The organism is Streptomyces sp. NPDC047515, from assembly GCF_040643055.1.
GTDB lineage: Bacteria > Actinomycetota > Actinomycetes > Streptomycetales > Streptomycetaceae > Streptomyces.
The window spans coordinates 1-15,564 of sequence record NZ_JBEYTM010000018.1 but is presented as its reverse complement, the minus strand read 5'-3'; the positions used below and the strand labels follow the sequence as shown (position 1 = coordinate 15,564).

The 15,564-nt window shown below is 70.3% G+C and carries 11 protein-coding genes, 1 tRNA gene and 2 pseudogenes; 5 read left to right on the top strand and 9 right to left on the bottom strand.

The genetic code is table 11. From position 1 onward, the window contains the following. Nucleotides 1–106: 106 nt before the first annotated feature. Both ABZ826_RS17245 and ABZ826_RS17240 read left to right on the top strand, forming a co-directional pair. Nucleotides 107–883: pseudogene (locus ABZ826_RS17245) on the top strand (MBL fold metallo-hydrolase); the annotation flags it as partial. Between the two features lie 262 nt (nucleotides 884–1,145). After that, a tRNA-Ala gene (locus ABZ826_RS17240) sits at nucleotides 1,146–1,219 on the top strand. A 242-nt stretch (nucleotides 1,220–1,461) separates the two neighbouring features. Here ABZ826_RS17240 and ABZ826_RS17235 read toward each other — a convergent pair. Together ABZ826_RS17235 and ABZ826_RS17230 are read right to left on the bottom strand one after the other, a co-directional pair. After that, nucleotides 1,462–2,388 carry a DMT family transporter gene (locus ABZ826_RS17235; protein ID WP_361448132.1) on the bottom strand — a complete coding sequence of 309 codons (927 nt, stop codon included), beginning with the start codon at nucleotides 2,386–2,388 and terminating at the stop codon, nucleotides 1,462–1,464. Between the two features lie 619 nt (nucleotides 2,389–3,007). After that, the gene (locus tag ABZ826_RS17230) at nucleotides 3,008–5,167 is read right to left on the bottom strand and encodes a RecQ family ATP-dependent DNA helicase (RefSeq protein WP_361448129.1); all 2,160 of its coding nucleotides are present in this window, start codon (nucleotides 5,165–5,167) and stop codon (nucleotides 3,008–3,010) included. Between the two features lie 518 nt (nucleotides 5,168–5,685). On the opposite strand from ABZ826_RS17230, the gene ABZ826_RS17225 reads away from it, so the two are divergent. Next, a complete protein-coding gene (locus tag ABZ826_RS17225; protein WP_361448126.1) occupies nucleotides 5,686–6,324 on the top strand; it encodes a hypothetical protein in 639 nt (212 codons plus the stop codon). A gap of 67 nt (nucleotides 6,325–6,391) precedes the next feature. Here the strand turns inward: ABZ826_RS17225 and ABZ826_RS17220 are convergent, their stop codons facing one another. From ABZ826_RS17220 to abc-f, 6 genes are all read right to left on the bottom strand, one after another. Next, nucleotides 6,392–7,009, bottom strand: coding sequence for a hypothetical protein (locus ABZ826_RS17220; RefSeq protein ID WP_361448123.1), 618 nt, complete (start codon nucleotides 7,007–7,009; stop codon nucleotides 6,392–6,394). Between the two features lie 60 nt (nucleotides 7,010–7,069). Further along, the gene (locus ABZ826_RS17215) at nucleotides 7,070–7,780 is read right to left on the bottom strand and encodes a ribonuclease HII (RefSeq protein ID WP_361448120.1); all 711 of its coding nucleotides are present in this window, start codon (nucleotides 7,778–7,780) and stop codon (nucleotides 7,070–7,072) included. 321 nt (nucleotides 7,781–8,101) lie between these two features. Then, nucleotides 8,102–9,871 carry a DUF4153 domain-containing protein gene (locus ABZ826_RS17210; RefSeq protein WP_361448117.1) on the bottom strand — a complete coding sequence of 590 codons (1,770 nt, stop codon included), beginning with the start codon at nucleotides 9,869–9,871 and terminating at the stop codon, nucleotides 8,102–8,104. Nucleotides 9,872–10,098: 227 nt separating this feature from the next. Beyond that, nucleotides 10,099–11,001, bottom strand: coding sequence for an ADP-ribosylglycohydrolase family protein (locus ABZ826_RS17205; RefSeq protein ID WP_361448114.1), 903 nt, complete (start codon nucleotides 10,999–11,001; stop codon nucleotides 10,099–10,101). Between the two features lie 12 nt (nucleotides 11,002–11,013). Beyond that, complete coding sequence (locus ABZ826_RS17200) at nucleotides 11,014–11,673, bottom strand: histidine phosphatase family protein (protein ID WP_361448111.1); 660 nt, start codon at nucleotides 11,671–11,673, stop codon at nucleotides 11,014–11,016. Nucleotides 11,674–11,695: 22 nt separating this feature from the next. Next, nucleotides 11,696–13,306, bottom strand: coding sequence for a ribosomal protection-like ABC-F family protein (abc-f, locus tag ABZ826_RS17195; protein WP_361448108.1), 1,611 nt, complete (start codon nucleotides 13,304–13,306; stop codon nucleotides 11,696–11,698). Between the two features lie 172 nt (nucleotides 13,307–13,478). Between abc-f and ABZ826_RS17190 the strand changes: the two genes are divergently transcribed. Then, nucleotides 13,479–14,183 carry a TetR/AcrR family transcriptional regulator gene (locus ABZ826_RS17190; RefSeq protein WP_361448105.1) on the top strand — a complete coding sequence of 235 codons (705 nt, stop codon included), beginning with the start codon at nucleotides 13,479–13,481 and terminating at the stop codon, nucleotides 14,181–14,183. A 48-nt stretch (nucleotides 14,184–14,231) separates the two neighbouring features. On the opposite strand, the gene ABZ826_RS17185 is transcribed toward ABZ826_RS17190, so the two are convergent. Then, nucleotides 14,232–14,837 (bottom strand): YdbC family protein, encoded by a 606-nt coding sequence (locus ABZ826_RS17185; protein ID WP_361448102.1) that lies wholly within the window; start codon nucleotides 14,835–14,837, stop codon nucleotides 14,232–14,234. A gap of 89 nt (nucleotides 14,838–14,926) precedes the next feature. Here ABZ826_RS17185 and ABZ826_RS17180 point away from each other — a divergent pair. After that, nucleotides 14,927–15,472 (top strand): annotated as a pseudogene (locus tag ABZ826_RS17180) (DUF1152 domain-containing protein); the annotation flags it as partial. Nucleotides 15,473–15,564: the final 92 nt, after the last annotated feature.

Here is a 15,564-nt window from a genome sequence, read left to right as displayed (position 1 = left end):
CTCCCCGCTGTGTCACCGGCCCGGCCGATCACCACCATGGTCTCTCACCTCGGCCCGGTCGGCAGCACAGCCGCGGAGCGTACAGAAGAAGCTATAGACCCCTCGGATGGCCGGCGATCTTCTCCGTCTCACCGTCCTGGGGTGCGCGACGCCCTACGCGAGCGTGCTCCGGCTGTCTGGTGTCCGGCTGCGGCACTCGGGTCCGAGTGGATGCGGGCTGCGGGACGCCGGCGCAGTTGCAGCAGCATGTCCGGCTCGATGAGCTGGATGCGATCTGGATCTCGCGCCCGCACGCCGATCACAGCGCGGATCTGCTCACCGCCTACTACGCGGCGCTCTTCGCGGACATACAACTCGCCGCACCCATCCCCCTGTACGGGCCACCAGGCATCGCCGCGCGGCTCGTCCACTTCCTGACCAACACCTCGACGAGCAGCCCCGTCGAGTCCGCCTTCGCCGTCCATGAGCTGCATGACGGGCATCGGGCACGCGTCGGCGCACTCGCCTTGACCAGCCGGGCGGTGACACATGGCATTCCGGCCTTCGCCGTACGCATCGAGGCTGCGGACCGATCGCTGGTCTGCTCCGGAGACCGATTGCCGGTCTGCTCCGGAGACACAGCGCCGTGCGCGAACCTCACGCAGATGGCAGAGGGGTGCGATCTGCTGCTGTGCGAGGCCGAGAGCGCCCAAGCGCCGGCCGAGGGCGAACAGGTGCACCACACGCCCGAAGACACCGGTGACACAGCCGTCGCGGCGCGGGCAGGCCGTCCGATCGTCACGCACGTCGGCCGGTTCCTCACCCCGCAGTGGGCGGTGGCACGTCGGCCCGGTTCGACGGTCCCGTCGACTATGCCGCGCCCGGTGCCACCTTCTCGATCGGTCAGACCACAACTGCCCGGGGGCCCTTCGACGAGGCGGCCACGTTCGAGGGGCACCGGCAGGGACCTGTGCGACCAGGTGGTCGGGTGAGAAGCACGGCGGAGCGGCGGTTGCCCGACGTGTTCCGTCGAGCGTCACCTGCACGTTTCGGCACCGGGGGTGTCTCATGCGTACGCCCACCCCGATCTCCGTCCTGACCGTCGAGGCGGTCCCCGCCGTCGATGGCGGTGGAGCACAGGTGACTTGTACGATCGCGAGCGGGATGGGGCTCGTAGCGCAGCGGTCGTCGCGCCTTCACCGCATGTGGGAGGACGCCGGTTCGAATCCGGTCGGTCCCATCCCGCCTGCGCTTGGTTGCGGTCGGCGTGGCCAGGGCCTGCAAACTCATCGAGTCGGACCAGACGCGTCGGCGCGCGTCGCGCCTCCCCCATACCGTCCTGGCCGACGAACGCGGCCAACTGTCCCGCGTGCGCCACTGAGTCCTGTGCCGGTTCTCGCATGTCCTGGGGTTGGCGTGGCGCGAGCCGGCGCCCTGGCCACTGGTCTTTGCCCTCGCCGTCGCCCGGCGGACCGGCGGCGGTCACCTCTGCGCGGGCCCGACCGGACGCCTGCGGCGCAGGGCCGGTGCGGAGACCAGGACGAGCCCGCCGAGGAGGAGCACCGCGTCGGCCACCGCCGATGGGCCCGGCCGTTCTCCCAGTAGCGCGACCCCCAGCGCCGTGGAGACAAGTGGTTCCGCCAGGCTGAGAGTACCGACCGTCGCCCCGCTGATCCGTCCCACGCCCCAGGTGAACAGCAGATACCCCAGAGCCGTCGTGGCCAGGGCCAGCCAGCCGATCAGGACCAGGGAGCGCGGTTCGGTCAGCCCGTCCGGGTGGGCGAGGGCCCATGGTGAGACCAGGATTCCCGCGCAGAACACGCTTGTGGGGGCAGCGGCGGCGGTATCCGCGCCGCGGTCCCCGAGCTGTTTGGTCGCCGAGATGTACACACCGAAGCTGGCCCCGGCGATCATCCCGAGCAGTACGCCCATGCTGTCGGCCGGTGCCCCGTCGGCCGGGACAAGAAGCAGTGCGATCCCGCCGACCGCGCACGCGGTGCCGCAGACCCACGGTCCGCTGAGCCGTTCACCGGCCAGGATTCGCCCGCACACCCCCGTCACGGCCGGGACGGTACCGAAAGTGACGGCGGTGGCCAGGGCGGCACCACCGCGGGCCACTGCCTCCAGGAAACATGCTTGGAAGACCGCCGTGACCAGGATGCTCACCAGCGTCCACCAGCGGGTGTTCCGCTGCCACACGGTCCGGATACCGGCTCGCCGCGCGGTGAACAGCCCCAGGACAAAGCCGCCGAGAAGCATGCGGCACGCGCCGATCGCCACTGGCGAGGCGCTGCTTGTTGCCAGGATCTGAGCGGGGCCGACCGTGCCCCAGAGAAAGGCCGCCGCCAGCACCGGCGTCACTCCGCCACCGCGCACGGCGTGCCCGAGCTTGCCCGCTGCGCTTGTCACGCCCCTCATTTCGCAGAGCCGGGCAGGATCCGTGGCACAGCACACCTCGGCGGAACACCCAGCAGTTCCTGGTCCCGACGCTAGCGAGTTCCCGGTGGTCGTTCCCATAGGGAGAAGGCACCAACTCAGCGGCCGGTGGGCGCGCCGCTTCCGGCACTTCTCACAACCCGCCCGCCCGGTCCCTCCCAACGACCCGTTGGACGCGGTTCTGTTGGGACACGCGAGAGCGAACCGGCCGGTGCTCCGGAGGGAGAGTTCGACGTGCACTTCGACGGCGGGCCGGAGTGGCGATGACCCGGGCTGTTGTCCACGGCCCAGGTGGCTGCCTGGCCGAGGCGGTTCGATGCTGTGACCGGCATCGTCCGCGCCGGCCGTCGTCGTCGGGTTCCGGGCGTGAAGGCGTCGGTCGGGTTCCGGGCGTGAAGGCGTCGGTCACCGCGCGGAAGATGTGCTGGGGTGGTGCGGGCACGCCTGCGCGATCGCCGTTCATGAGCGCGGCATGAGGACCTGATCATTCGCAACGAATGATCGGAACGCGTCACGCCCGACGGCTCCGACGGCGCCACCCCCGAACCCGGCACGCCGAGCTGTGGTTCACCGGGCACGAGCACGGGACATCTCAGCCCGCCGCGGCGAGGACCAACGGAAGAACTTGCTCGCTGCCCGCCTGGCGCAGCAGGCGGGCAGCGACTGCGAGGGTCCATCCGGAGTCGGTGGAGTCGTCCACGAGCAGGACGGGGCCCGGAGAACTCGCCAAGGCGTCAGCCAGTTCCCCGGAGACAGCCAAGGCGCCGGACAGCGCCCTGAGGCGTTGGGCGGAGTTGCTGCGGCGTGCCGCGTGCGCGCCGCTCGGGCCGGTGTACGTCAGGGTGCCCAGAAGGGGGAGGCGGCCGATGGTCGCGATTCCCTGAGCGAGGGAGCCCACCAACTGGGATCGGGTCAGGGACGGTACCGCGACCACTCCCACCGGCCGGGCCGAGGCGTCCGGGACATTCGGCGCCCAGCCGCCCGGAGAGCGTGCCCAGTCGGCGAGGACCGCCACCGCGGCCCGCAGAACGTCGTCGGGGACCGGACCGTCGGGCGCGTTGTCGGCCAGCAGCGGGCGCAGCCGGTTGCCCCAGCCGATGTCCGAGAGCCGTCCCAGGGCACGCCCGGTGGAGCACTGCTCCTTGGCCGGGATGCGCCCCTTGAGGTCGATGCCCAGTGCGGGCATGCCCGTCGGCCACATCCGGCGCGGCTCGACCTCCACCCCCGGGCGGTCCAGTTCCTTCGTCGCCCCCGTCAACGTCTCCGCCGAGACAGCGGGATCGGCCCAGGCTCCCGCGCAGTTGTCGCAACGACCGCACGGGGCGGCCTCCTCATCGTCCAGCTGCCGGCGCAGGAACTCCATCCGGCACTCGGAGGTGCTCGCGTAATCGCGCATGGCCTGCTGCTCGGCAGCCCGCTGCCGCGCCACCCACGCGTAGCGTTCGGCCTCGTACACCCATTCGGTACCCGTGGCGGTCCAGCCACCCTTCACCCGCTTGACCGCGCCGTCGACATCGAGCACCTTCAGCATCGACTCCAGTCGGCTGCGTCGAAGATCCACCGCCGCCTCCAGGGCGGGCACCGACAGCGGCCGTCCCGCACCGGCCAGAGCCGAGAGGGTCTGGCGGACCTGCGCCTCGGGCGGGAAGGCCGTATCGGCGAAGTAGCGCCAGATGGCCTCGTCCTCCTTGCCCGGCAGGAGCAGGACATCGGCGTGCTCGACCCCTCGACCGGCGCGGCCCACCTGCTGGTAGTAGGCGATCGGCGAGGACGGCGAACCCAGATGCACCACAAACCCCAGGTCGGGCTTGTCATAGCCCATACCCAGCGCCGATGTCGCGACCAGTGCCTTCACCCGGTTCTCCTGCAGGTCGACCTCCGCCTGCAGCCGGTCCGCGTTCTCCGTTTTCCCCGTGTACGAGGCCACGCGGAAGCCGCGCTGTCGCAGGAAGGCGGTGGCCTCCTCGGCCGCGGCGACAGTGAGGGTGTAGATGATTCCGGAACCCTGCAGGTCGTCCAGGTGCTCGGCGAGCCAGGCCAGGCGGTGCGCGGCGTCCGGCAGCTGGACCACACCCAGCCGCAGACTCTCCCTGTCCAGCCGGCCGCGCAGCACCAGGGCCTCGCCGGCACCCGTACCCAGCTGCTCGGCCACGTCCGCGGTGACGCGCGCGTTGGCGGTCGCGGTGGTGGCCAGAACCGGCACACCGGCGGGCAGCTCGGCCAGCATCGCCCGCAGCCGGCGGTAGTCGGGGCGGAAGTCGTGGCCCCAGTCGGAGATGCAGTGCGCCTCGTCGACCACCAGGAGACCGGTCGTGGCCGCGAGCCTGGGCAGCACCTGGTCGCGGAAATCAACAGAATTAAGGCGTTCCGGACTTACGAGGAGAACATCGGTCTCGCCACGCTCGACCTCCCCGTAGATCGTCTCCCACTCCTCCGGGTTGGCCGAGTTGATGGTGCGCGCGTGGATACCGGCCCGAGCCGCCGACTCGACCTGGTTGCGCATCAGTGCCAGCAGCGGCGAGATGATCACCGTCGGGCCGGAGCCACGACGGCGCAGCAGGGCGGTGGCCACGAAGTAGACCGCCGACTTGCCCCAGCCGGTGCGCTGCACCACCAGCGCACGCCGGCGCTGCTCCACCAGAGCCGCCACCGCCTGCCACTGGTCCTCCCGGAGCCGCGCCGAACCACTCGGGTCGCCGACGAGCTCAGCGAGGATGGCATCGGCTTCAGTGCGGAGCTCCAGGTTGTCCATCCCCCCATGCAACCCGATGGCAAGGACAATCGACCAATTCACCCGGCGTGACAACCTGCTCACAAACGATGCCGGCCACGCGCCGATCGAGGGCGGCAGGCCGAAGCGCTCAGCCCACACCCCTCACCGAGGGTCGCGTTCATGCAGGTCAGTGCGGGTGGGACGCGCCGACGCGGCGTCGAACACACGAAGATGCTGCTGCTCCAGGGCGGGAGGACGAGGGGCTCGGCCGCGGCGGCGCGACTGTTGCGCCGGGCCAGGGCGTAGGGGTGTTTCCGCTGGTACTTGCCGTTCGGGCGGGGCAGGAGACATTGTCCGGGCGAGACGTGGGCAGGGATATCAGAGTCATTTCGCCTGATACCCGTCAGCTGTGCCGATTGCTCGTTGCCGCCCGCCGATACGCCAGGAAGAATTGGACTCGCTCCCGCACGGTCCCTTCGCGGCCCGGAAGGGCTGTGCCGTGGTGCGCCCTCACTCGACCTTGCCCGCACCGTGGGCGCGTATGCGAAGGGAGGACCGTGACCTTCGGATACGCTCCGTCCGCAGACACTTCGATGTCGGCGTCCTCGGTGTCCACCGAATCCGCCAACCACCTGGCCCGGATGCTGGAACCGGCCGAATGGGCAGCGGCGGGCATACCTCTGTTGCGCAGCCCGCGCGAGGTTGTCAGCGGCCTGCACGCCCGGCATCGGCCGACGCCGGCAACCGCTGTCGTCGCCGTACTCGACCACGAGGAACGCCTCGCGGCCAGTGCCTCGTTCGCGCGCCGCTCCTTGACCGCGGACGGCTGGGCGTTCCGTAACGCGTTGCTGGCGAATCTGCGCCAGGTCATCCCGCACGACCTCCGCCGCCGCACTCCTGTCCGTACTGCGGTACTGCTCTACTGCCGTGAGGGTGACGAGCGTTGGACGGAGGAGGACGGCGCGTGGATGTGGGGCCTGCGGGACGCCTGCACGTTGCACGGCCTGCGGTGCGGCGCGTACATCACGCTCACCCGCGGCGGCTGGCAGGTGCTGGGCGAGGGCCGGGGCGGGCGTCGGCCCGACTCCACTTCGCAGCCGTCCGCTCTCGCCGACACGACACTCGGCCGTGATCCGGTGCCGCTGCGCACCGGCGGCGGTGCCGCTCAGGCGCAACGGCGAACCGCGGCACGCTGACCGGCGGTCGCGGACCCGGCCGCCCCGTCGGGCAGCCGGGTCACCACACTCCGGTGTGTCCTGCGGCTCAGACGCCGGCGGCGAGCACCGCATTGATCGTCTGCGGGTCCCCGCAGACGATCAGCAGGGCTCCGGCGCGTTCACGGGCACCGGACAGCGTGTCGGCGACAGTGTCACCGCCGCCGTTGACGGCGACGACCACCACGGGACGAGGCTTCAGCCGGCCCGAGGCCGCGGTACCGGCGAAGAAGACATCGTCGCCGGCTTCGTGCTGCGCCCAGTAGGCGGCGTCACCGAAGGAGAGTTCGTGCATGGCCCACGGGTGCTGCTCACCGGTGGTCAGCACCAGGATGTCGCCCGGTGCGCGCCCGGAGTCGAGCAGCAGATCCACCGCTTCGTCGGCGGCGTCAAGAGCACCGGCGGCCGAGGCGGGAATGAGCTGGATCTGCGGCGCGGAACGATTCTCCGGACGGGTCGCCTTCGACTGACCGGAGGTGGGGTGCGGGCGCTGCGCCGGGGGCGCGGGCCTCGCGGGGCCGGGACCCGGGCGACCGGGGCGCGGTGTGGCCGCTGAACGCGGACCGGGTACAGGACGGGGGGTCGGCGCGGTACGGCCTGTGGCCGGAGTGACGCGGGGACCCTGGGCGCTCTCGTGAATCTGAGGCTCCTCGGGGATGAGAGGCATGGGTGGTTGTCTATCAAACGCCGACACACGGGGCATCAGCGGGTGGGTACATGTGCGCGATCAGAAGTCGAAGCCGAGCTGGCCCCCGCTTTCCAGTGCGGCCGCCTCGGCGGAGAAACGGACCTTCTTGAGGTGCTGCCACCTGGGCAGCGCGTCCAGGTAGGACCACGAGAGACGGTGATGGGGCGTGGGCCCCCACTCCTCCAGCGCGTCCCTGTGCACAGGCGACGGGTAACCGGCGTTGGCACCGAAGGCGAAGGCGGCGTACTCACCGGAATCCGCGCCCAGTTCGGCCATCATCGTGTCCCGTCGCACCTTCGCGATCACCGAAGCCGCCGCGACCGCGATGCAGGACTGGTCGCCCTTGATCACCGTGCGGACCTGCCAGGGCTGTCCCAGGTAGTCGTGTTTGCCATCGAGTATCACCGCGTCGGGCCGCACCGGCAGGGCTTCGAGCGCGCGCACGGCGGCCAGACGCAGGGCAGCCGTCATGCCCAGGTCGTCGATCTCCCGCGCAGAGGCGTCCCCCAGAGCGAACGCGGTGACCCAGCGCTCCAGCAACGGGGCCAGCTCCGCGCGGCGCTTGGGGCTGATCAGCTTGGAGTCGGTGAGTCCGGCAGGAGGTCTGCGAAGGCCGGTGACGGCCGCACACACGGTGACCGGTCCCGCCCACGCTCCGCGTCCGACCTCGTCGACACCGGCGACGGTCTTGGCACCAGTGGTAGCGCGCAGTGAGCGCTCGACGGTGTGCGTGGGTGGTTCGTACGGCATGGCGCATGTCAGCGTACGCCGATGGCAACGCCGACAACACCCCGGGGCACCGGACGACCGGCCGGGCCGCGCACCGAGCCGAGGAACGGATGGCGAAAGGATCCTGGACCGCGGCCATTCCGTCTACTGCGGGCCACGCGTCCGAAGAGCCGCGCGTACGGGACGGTGATCACGAAGAGGTGTGCCGATGGCCCGAAAAGGCGGCCGGAATCACCGACCGACACGCTCAGCAGTGCTCGGGCAGGATTCCTGAACCACGGAATGCGGCAGACGCGGACCGCCGCGCCACGACGCGTCGGCACCCCTCCCGTTCGGCTCACGTCAGTACGGGTCGTAGGGGTCGTAGGGGTCGCCTTCGTCACCGCCGCGGTCGCCGTCCCTGCCGCCGCCCGTGCGCGAAGCCTGGCATACCCGCGCGAGATCGCCCGAACCCCGTTCTCCCAGAATGTCGCGGGCCCGCGCCTCGGACCAACTGGTGGCGTACCAAGGGGTGTCGGAGGCTCGCAGCGACCGTTCGATCTCCATGAGGGCGCATGAGCGCAGTGGCTCCGGCAGTGTGTCCAGAGCGGGCACGGCGTCGGCCGAGAGGCCTTGCAGGTAGTCGATGTCGATGGAGTGGTCATCGCGGTACCGCTGAACGTTCTGCTCGGCGATCAGCCCATCGGGCGAGATCAGGCCGAACGCGAGCACGGCGACGGCAGCGCTCGCGGCGACCGCGCGTGGCAGCAGTCGCGCACCGCGCACGCCGGCGATCATGATCAGGACGAACACCACGCCCAGCCAGAGTTCGACCGCGGCCACGGATATGCGCAGCCGTGTCAGGCCGTACGCCTCCACGTACAGGTCCATGCGCCTCAGTGCGGAGGCCACGACGACGAGAGTGAGCAGACAGAGCGCGCCGAGCACGCTCCGTACGAGAGTGCGGTCGCTCCCTCGTCCGCGAGGGGCCCGACGCAGGGCGAGTGCGATCACCAACAGCGTGAGGAGCGTGGCCCACAGCAGCTGCCAGAAGCCTTGCCGAGCGTATGGCGAGTAGCTGAGGTCGGTCTCGGCCATCACCTTGTCGTATCCGCCGAGCAGCACGGTGAGCTGGACGGCGAGGAAGGCGGTGAACAGCAGATTCAGCACCATGAGCGGCAGCGCCCATTCCAACCGCCCGCGGGCCCTTCCCGGACGAACGGTGATGGCGTCCCAGTGCACCGGAGCGGCCGCCGTGTACGCGGCGGCGAGTGCGCCGACCAGGCCGACCACGAACAGCAACGACCGCCAGAGGCCCTCGCCCACCGACACATCGGGGACCAGGTTGCCGAGCACATCGGCGAAGGCGGCATCGGCACTCGCGAAGAGCGCCCCGAACACGATGAGCAGGACGACAGCGACCGCAGTGGTGCGCAAGACGGCGCCCAACCAGCCTCGGGAGTCCGCCATCCGTTCACGCACGCCGCGCGCTCCCCAGCCCACACCGTCGGTGACGGAACTGAACAGGCACAGCGAGCCGAGCAGTACCCCGGGCCAGCCACGACTGCTGTGCAGAGCGAGCGAGCCCAGGGCGACAGCCGACACGACGGCGAGGAAGGTGGGCCATCCGGCATCCCGAAGGGCCGGGACGACGAGGAGAGCCAGGCCGCCGACCGCCCAGACAGCTGTCCATGGACGGAGGCGGCGACCGGCCGCCCGTGCGGCGAAGAAAGCCGCGAGCGCGGTGGGTAGCGCGACGATCAACAGGTTCGAACCGAGTCCGTCGCCCAGCAGCAGGGCGCTCAGTATCGCGGTGGCGAGGGCAGAGCAGAGCGTCGAGCTCCGGATGGTGGTGGGGCCGACCGGACGCAGCCGCGACCACACCGAGGCCTGGGGTTTGCCGTACTGCCGAGGGTTGGGCGGTGACCGGTGTCCGCCCGGTCGCGTGCCGATCGGCACCTGCTGCGGTTCCGGGGCGGCGCCATGGGACTCCGGCAGCGGACCCTTCACCGATGCGGCCGACACGGCCGGCCCCGACGTCCTGGGCCGCTCCGACGGCTCGGCCTGCCCCGCCGGCTCGGGCCGCTCGGTGGCATCCTCCGGCCGGGGTATCTCTGATGCTTGATCGGACATGGGACCCCTCCCCCACCGGGATCCGCGCGCACCGCCGCTGGGCAGCACGGGGGCACCCCGGCGTCTCATTCGCTGCACGCCCGCAAGGTGATCACCATGGGCGGCGTGGCCGAAAGAGTAGCTTCCCCTCACGGTCACCGGCCGTGCGCGGAAGGGCTGTGGCAGTACCGTGACAGTCGGCGGTCCGGCTGACGCACCACGACGGTGGCGCTGTCGCCTCCCTCTCCCTACTGCAGCAGCCAGTCCGGCAGTTCCTCCGTCTGCGCCGACCAGTGGGCAGGTGGAGCGCCGGCCCTGCCCGCCGCCAGGATCCCGCCGACGATGGCACAGGTGGTGTCGACATCGCCGCCCGCCTGGGCCGTCACCCAGAATGCCTGCTCGAAATCACCGAGGCTTCGCGCCGCAGACCAGAGGGCGAACGGGACGGTGTCATGTGCACTGGTGCGCCTGCCGTTGCCGAGGACCGCGGCAACCGTTCCCGCATCGCCGTAGTCGAGCATGTCGCGTGCCCGGCGCAGCCCGGCGCCGACCGCGCTGCGCGGCACGAGCGCGATCACACCGTCGAGAAGCTCCGTCGGGCTGGGCGGTCCCGTGGTCGATGCCGCCAGTGAGGCCGCGGCGGCGACGGCCATCGCACCCACGACCGCCTCACGGTGCTGGTGCGTGGGGTACGAAGAGATCTCGGCCTGGTGCGTGGCCTGCTCCGGGTCGTCCGCGTACCAGGCACCGAGCGGCGCGATGCGCATCGCCGAGCCGTTGCCCCAGGAGCCCTGCCCCTTGAACAACGCGGACGCCAGCTCTCGCCAGTCGCCGCCTTCCCGTACCAGCCTGAGCAGCCGGTTCACGGCAGGGCCGTATCCCCGGTCGAAGTCATGGTGCACGGCAAAGGAACGCGCGAGCGCGTCCTGGTCGATCCGCTCGTGCTCCGCCAGGACGGCCAGCACCGATGCGGCCATCTCGGTGTCGTCCGTCCACTGCCAGGGGCCGGGGGGAAGTTCGCGCTGCTTCAGCAGCGGATAGTTGGCCGGGACGAAGAACTGGGAACCCAGTGCGTCTCCCACAGCCAGTCCGCGCAAGCTGGCCAAGGCGCGTTCAAGACGTTGGTCGGTTGCAGAGTCAGCGGTTGTCATCGCCCTTCCACTCTATCCGGTGATGCCGTACGGCTCGGGGACGCGCCAGCGCTCGAACGGCCGGTCAAGGGTGTAGCGCCCGTCCTCTCCGAGGATCAGCGTCCTCGTCTCCCCGTTACCCGGATTGGACAGCGACTCGAACTCGGCCACCGACCAGTGGAACCAGCGCATGCAGAACAACCGCATGGTCAGTCCGTGCGTGACCAGCAGTACGTTCGGCGGGTGCTCGGGGTCCTCGAAACTCCGGTGCAGACTCTCCAGGAAGGCACCGACTCTGTCGTACACATCGGCCCCGGACTCCCCCTGCGCGAAGCGGTAGAAGAAGTGCCCGTAAGCATCCCGGTACGCCTTCTGCAGCCGCACGTCGTCCCGGTCCTGCCAGTTGCCCCAGTCCTGCTCCCGCAGTCGCGGCTCCTCCCGCACCCGCACCCGTTCGAGATCGAGGCCGAAGGATCGGAACGTCTCGTGCGCGCGGCGATAGGGGGAGACGTACACGCTGACCCGCTCGCCGTCGAACATCTCGCGCAGCCGCACCCCCGTCTCCCTGGCCTGCCGCAGCCCGGCAGAGGTGAGCCTCAGCGCGTGGTCCGGCTCGCGCTCGTACACCGTGTCGTCGACGTTGCCTTCGGACTCCCCGTGCCGGACGAGGACAATGCGTTGGGGTCGTGCCATGTACAGACCCTAGTGCTGTGGCTCATTCGAGCAGTCGTCCGGACTCCATCCGCCGGATGTCGCCGGTGAAGCGTTGGCGCAGCAGCCGGTCGTGGGAGACCACCACCAGCGCGCCCTGCCAGCGGGCCAGCGCCTCCTCCAACTCCTGCACGAGTCCGAGCGCCAGGTGATTCGCGGGCTCGTCGAGCAGCAGCAGGTCCGCCGGCCGGGCCAGCAGGCGGGCTAGGGCGAGTCTTCTGCGCTGCCCCGCGGAGAGCGATCCGACCGGCACCCGGAGATCCCGAGACCTGAACAATCCGTACGAGAGCAGCAGTTCCGCCTGCTCGTCGTCGGTCAGCGGCAGGCCACGGCCGAACGCCGCGAGCACCCGCTCCGTCGGGCGGTGCGCCGAAATCTCCTGAGCGAGGTAGCCGATCCCGCCCCTGCGGACCACGCGGCCCGCGTCGGGTTCGAGCACGCCCGCCATGACGCGGAGCAGAGTGGACTTCCCCGCCCCGTTGCCGCCGTGAATCAGCAGCTTCTCGCCCGCCGCCACGGAGAGCCGGTCGACAGCGAGCCGATCTCCCACCCGTACGCCCGTCAGGGAGACCAGTTCCCCTTCGGTCGCGCCGGCCGTGGGCCGGGCGGTGAAGCGCAGCGGGTCCGGTGGCCTGGGGACGGACTCCTCCCGCAGTCGCTCCAGGCGCTTGCGCGCGTTGCGGATCCGCCCGGACACCGAGGCCTGGACCCGGCCCCCCGCCCGGTCGTACGCCATCTTGTTGTTGTCCTTGATGCCACGGCCTGCCGCGACTCCGTGGGCGGTGGTCGCCGTGTACTCCTCCAATCGCGCCGTCTCGTCACACCACTGCGCGTAGGACTGCTCCCAGCGCTGCCGCGCGGCTCTCTGCTCAGCCCGGAATCCCGCGTATCCACCGCCGTAGCGCACGACCGTGCGGCGGTCGGAGTCGACCTCCAGCACCGCGGTCGCCACGCGTTCCAGGAAGACCCGGTCATGGGACACGGCGATCACCGTGCCGGAATGGGCCAGCAGGGCATCCTCCAGCCAGTCGAGGGCGGCTCCGTCCAAGTGGTTCGTGGGTTCGTCGAGCAGCATCACCTCGGGGGACGCCGCGATCAGGCAGGCGATGCCGAGCCGTGCCTGCTCACCGCCGGAGAGACTGCCGAGCTTCCTGGCCGGCCCCATGTGCGCCACGCCCAGGCCGTGCATCGCCTTTTCGACGCGTGAGTCCGCTTCGTATCCCCCACGCAGCTCGAATGCGGTGAGCAGGTCCCCGTAGGCGGCGAGCGCGGCGCGGTCGGCCGTACCGAGCCGGGCCTCGGACTCCCGCAGCCCCCTCTCCATGGTGCGCAATTCAGAGAGGGCGTCATCGATCGCGTCCTGGACCGTGCTGCCCGGTGGCAACCGTGGAGTCTGGGCCAGCAGCCCTGCGCCGCGATCGGCAGCTGTGAACGCACTGCCGGAGTCGGGCCGTTCACTACCGGCGAGCAGGTGGAGCAAGGTCGTCTTCCCCGCGCCGTTCTCCCCGACGACGCCGATCCGTTCACCAGGACGCACGGTCAGCGAGACGTCGTCGAGCAACAGCCGCTCACCACGCGTCACGGTCACGTCGTGCAATGAGATCTGTGTGGGCAAGGGCACCTCCGTACTCGAACGGCCGACAGGGAGCGAAAACAGCGGCGAGCAGCGGGGGACCACCGGGCGCAACCTCACCCGGACCCGCCCGGCGACCTCAATCAAACGCAATCAATGTTGCATTAATTCGAGTATGACAGACTGGAGCACACTAACGCAACAGGAGTAGCAATTGACTGAACAGGAAGCCGCCCCGGAAGCCGGACGGGGAACCGGAGAGGAAGCCTCGCCCGGGGCGCCCGTCCCGGCGCCCCCGCTCGCCCCCGGCACCCGTCGACCCGGTGGCCGCACCGCTCGTACCCGGGCCGCGGTCCGGGACGCCGTCCTCACCGGTCTGGCCGAACACGGCTACCCAGGCCTCTCCGTCGAGTACGTCGCAGAGCATTCCGGCGTTCACAAGACCACCCTCTACCGCCGCTGGGGCAACCTCGAAGGACTGGTCGCGGACGCCCTGGACCTGACCGGAGAGGACGACTGGACACCACCCGACACCGGAAGCCTGGAGGGAGATCTGCGCGCCCTGGCGCACACGACGGCCGACGCCTTCACCGACCCTGCCGCGGCAGCCGCGCCGACCGCGTTCATCGCCGCGGCCTTCCAGTCGCAGCGCGCCGCCGAGGCGCTGACCACCTTCTACGTCAACCGGTTCGCCCGTTGCGAGGACCTCGTCGCGCGCGCCGTCGCGCGCGGCGAGCTGGACCGGCGCACGGACGCGGGAGCGCTGGTCCGGGCGGTGACCTCACCCCTGTTCCTCAGGCTGTTCATCACTCGCGAACCCATCGACGAGAGGCTTCCCGACCAGGCTGCAAACGCGGCGCTGGCGGCTGCCCGAGTGGGCGTCTTCACGCCTGCGTCCATCACGCCCGGATCCTCCTGAGCCGGCGGCACAGTCCGATCCGGCACGGTCCGAGCCGGCACAGTCCGGTCACACCGTCCAGGACGGCTCAAGCTGCACAACGTCTCCCGCCACCGCGGCCACATCGTCCTCGGTCTGCGCCCGTTGCGTCAGCCGCTCGATGCTCCCCGCCCGGTACTTGCCCCGCTCAGCGCTCGACTGCCACATGGACAACACGAGGAACTCGTGCCCCGGCGCCTCCCCGAACACCCCCCGCAGCATGCCGGGCGAGCCGGCCATCGCCGGATTCCACACCCTCTCCTGCATCAAGGCGAAATGCTCGACCCGGTCCTCGTGCACCTTGCTGTGTGCCACCCTGACGACATCCGCGTCGGTGAAGCGCGGCTCGAAGCCGGTCTTCACATCGAAGCGGTACTCGAACAGCTTGACCTGGATGCTGCTGTACGTACCGGACTGCGCGGCGGCCAACCGGTCGTGCGCGCGCGCCATGAACGAGTCGTAGAAGACACGGTTCTCCCAGAAGGCGAAGACATGCGCCACTTCCGGACGCCCGCGGCTCCAGCCGCCGCCTTGTCCCCTGAACCCCGGCTCACCCAGCAGCCCCGCCCACTTTCGCTGTCCCCGTTCAAATCCCCGACGGTCCACCACGGTGCAACGAATCCACTTGACCAGCACCGCGCCATCGTACGGTGCCGAACATGGCGCCGGTCACGCTCTGATGGAGTACACCCGAACCGAAGGGCGTGACGCACAGAATGATCTGCATGACCTCGCTGCACACCAACCCCCTGTTCGCCCGCCTCGATTCGGCGGAACGCGTCCTCGTCGCCGGGGCCGGAGGTGGCTTCGACATCTACGCGGGACTCCCCATCGCGCGCTCCCTCCTCCACCAGGGCAAGCAGGTCCAACTCGCCAATCTCTCGTTCAGCGCTCTCGAAGGACTGCCTCTCGATGCCTGTCTCGCGCCGGACGTCGCGGCCGTCACCCCCGAAACGGCCCTACACCAGGCGTACTTCCCGGAACGGACCCTCGCCCAGTGGCTCGACCTGCACGGCTACCCGAGCACGGTGCACGCCCTCGCGCGCGTGGGAGTGCAGCCGCTGCGAGCCGCCTACCGGGCACTGATCGAGAAGCACGACGTCGATGCGGTCGTCCTGGTCGACGGCGGCACGGACATCCTGATGCGCGGCGACGAATCCGGCCTCGGTACGCCGGAGGAGGACCTGACCAGCGTCGCGGCGCTCGCCGCAATCGACGTACCGGAACGCCTGGTCGTGTCCATCGGCTTCGGCATAGACGCCTATCACGGGGGGGGTGCCTCTATGTCGTTCGTCAATCCCGCGCTGTCGGTTTTGGGGGTGTTGGTCCCATTCATGCGGCGAGGGTGACGGTGGGGGTTCGG

Coding starts and splice junctions, on each gene's coding strand:
- ABZ826_RS17230 (WP_361448129.1), bottom strand. CDS start 5,167: ATGGACAACCTGGAGCTCCGCACTGAAGCCGATGCCATCCTCGCTGAG.
- ABZ826_RS17220 (WP_361448123.1), bottom strand. CDS start 7,009: ATGCCTCTCATCCCCGAGGAGCCTCAGATTCACGAGAGCGCCCAGGGT.
- ABZ826_RS17215 (WP_361448120.1), bottom strand. CDS start 7,780: ATGCCGTACGAACCACCCACGCACACCGTCGAGCGCTCACTGCGCGCT.
- ABZ826_RS17210 (WP_361448117.1), bottom strand. CDS start 9,871: ATGTCCGATCAAGCATCAGAGATACCCCGGCCGGAGGATGCCACCGAG.
- ABZ826_RS17205 (WP_361448114.1), bottom strand. CDS start 11,001: ATGACAACCGCTGACTCTGCAACCGACCAACGTCTTGAACGCGCCTTG.
- ABZ826_RS17200 (WP_361448111.1), bottom strand. CDS start 11,673: ATGGCACGACCCCAACGCATTGTCCTCGTCCGGCACGGGGAGTCCGAA.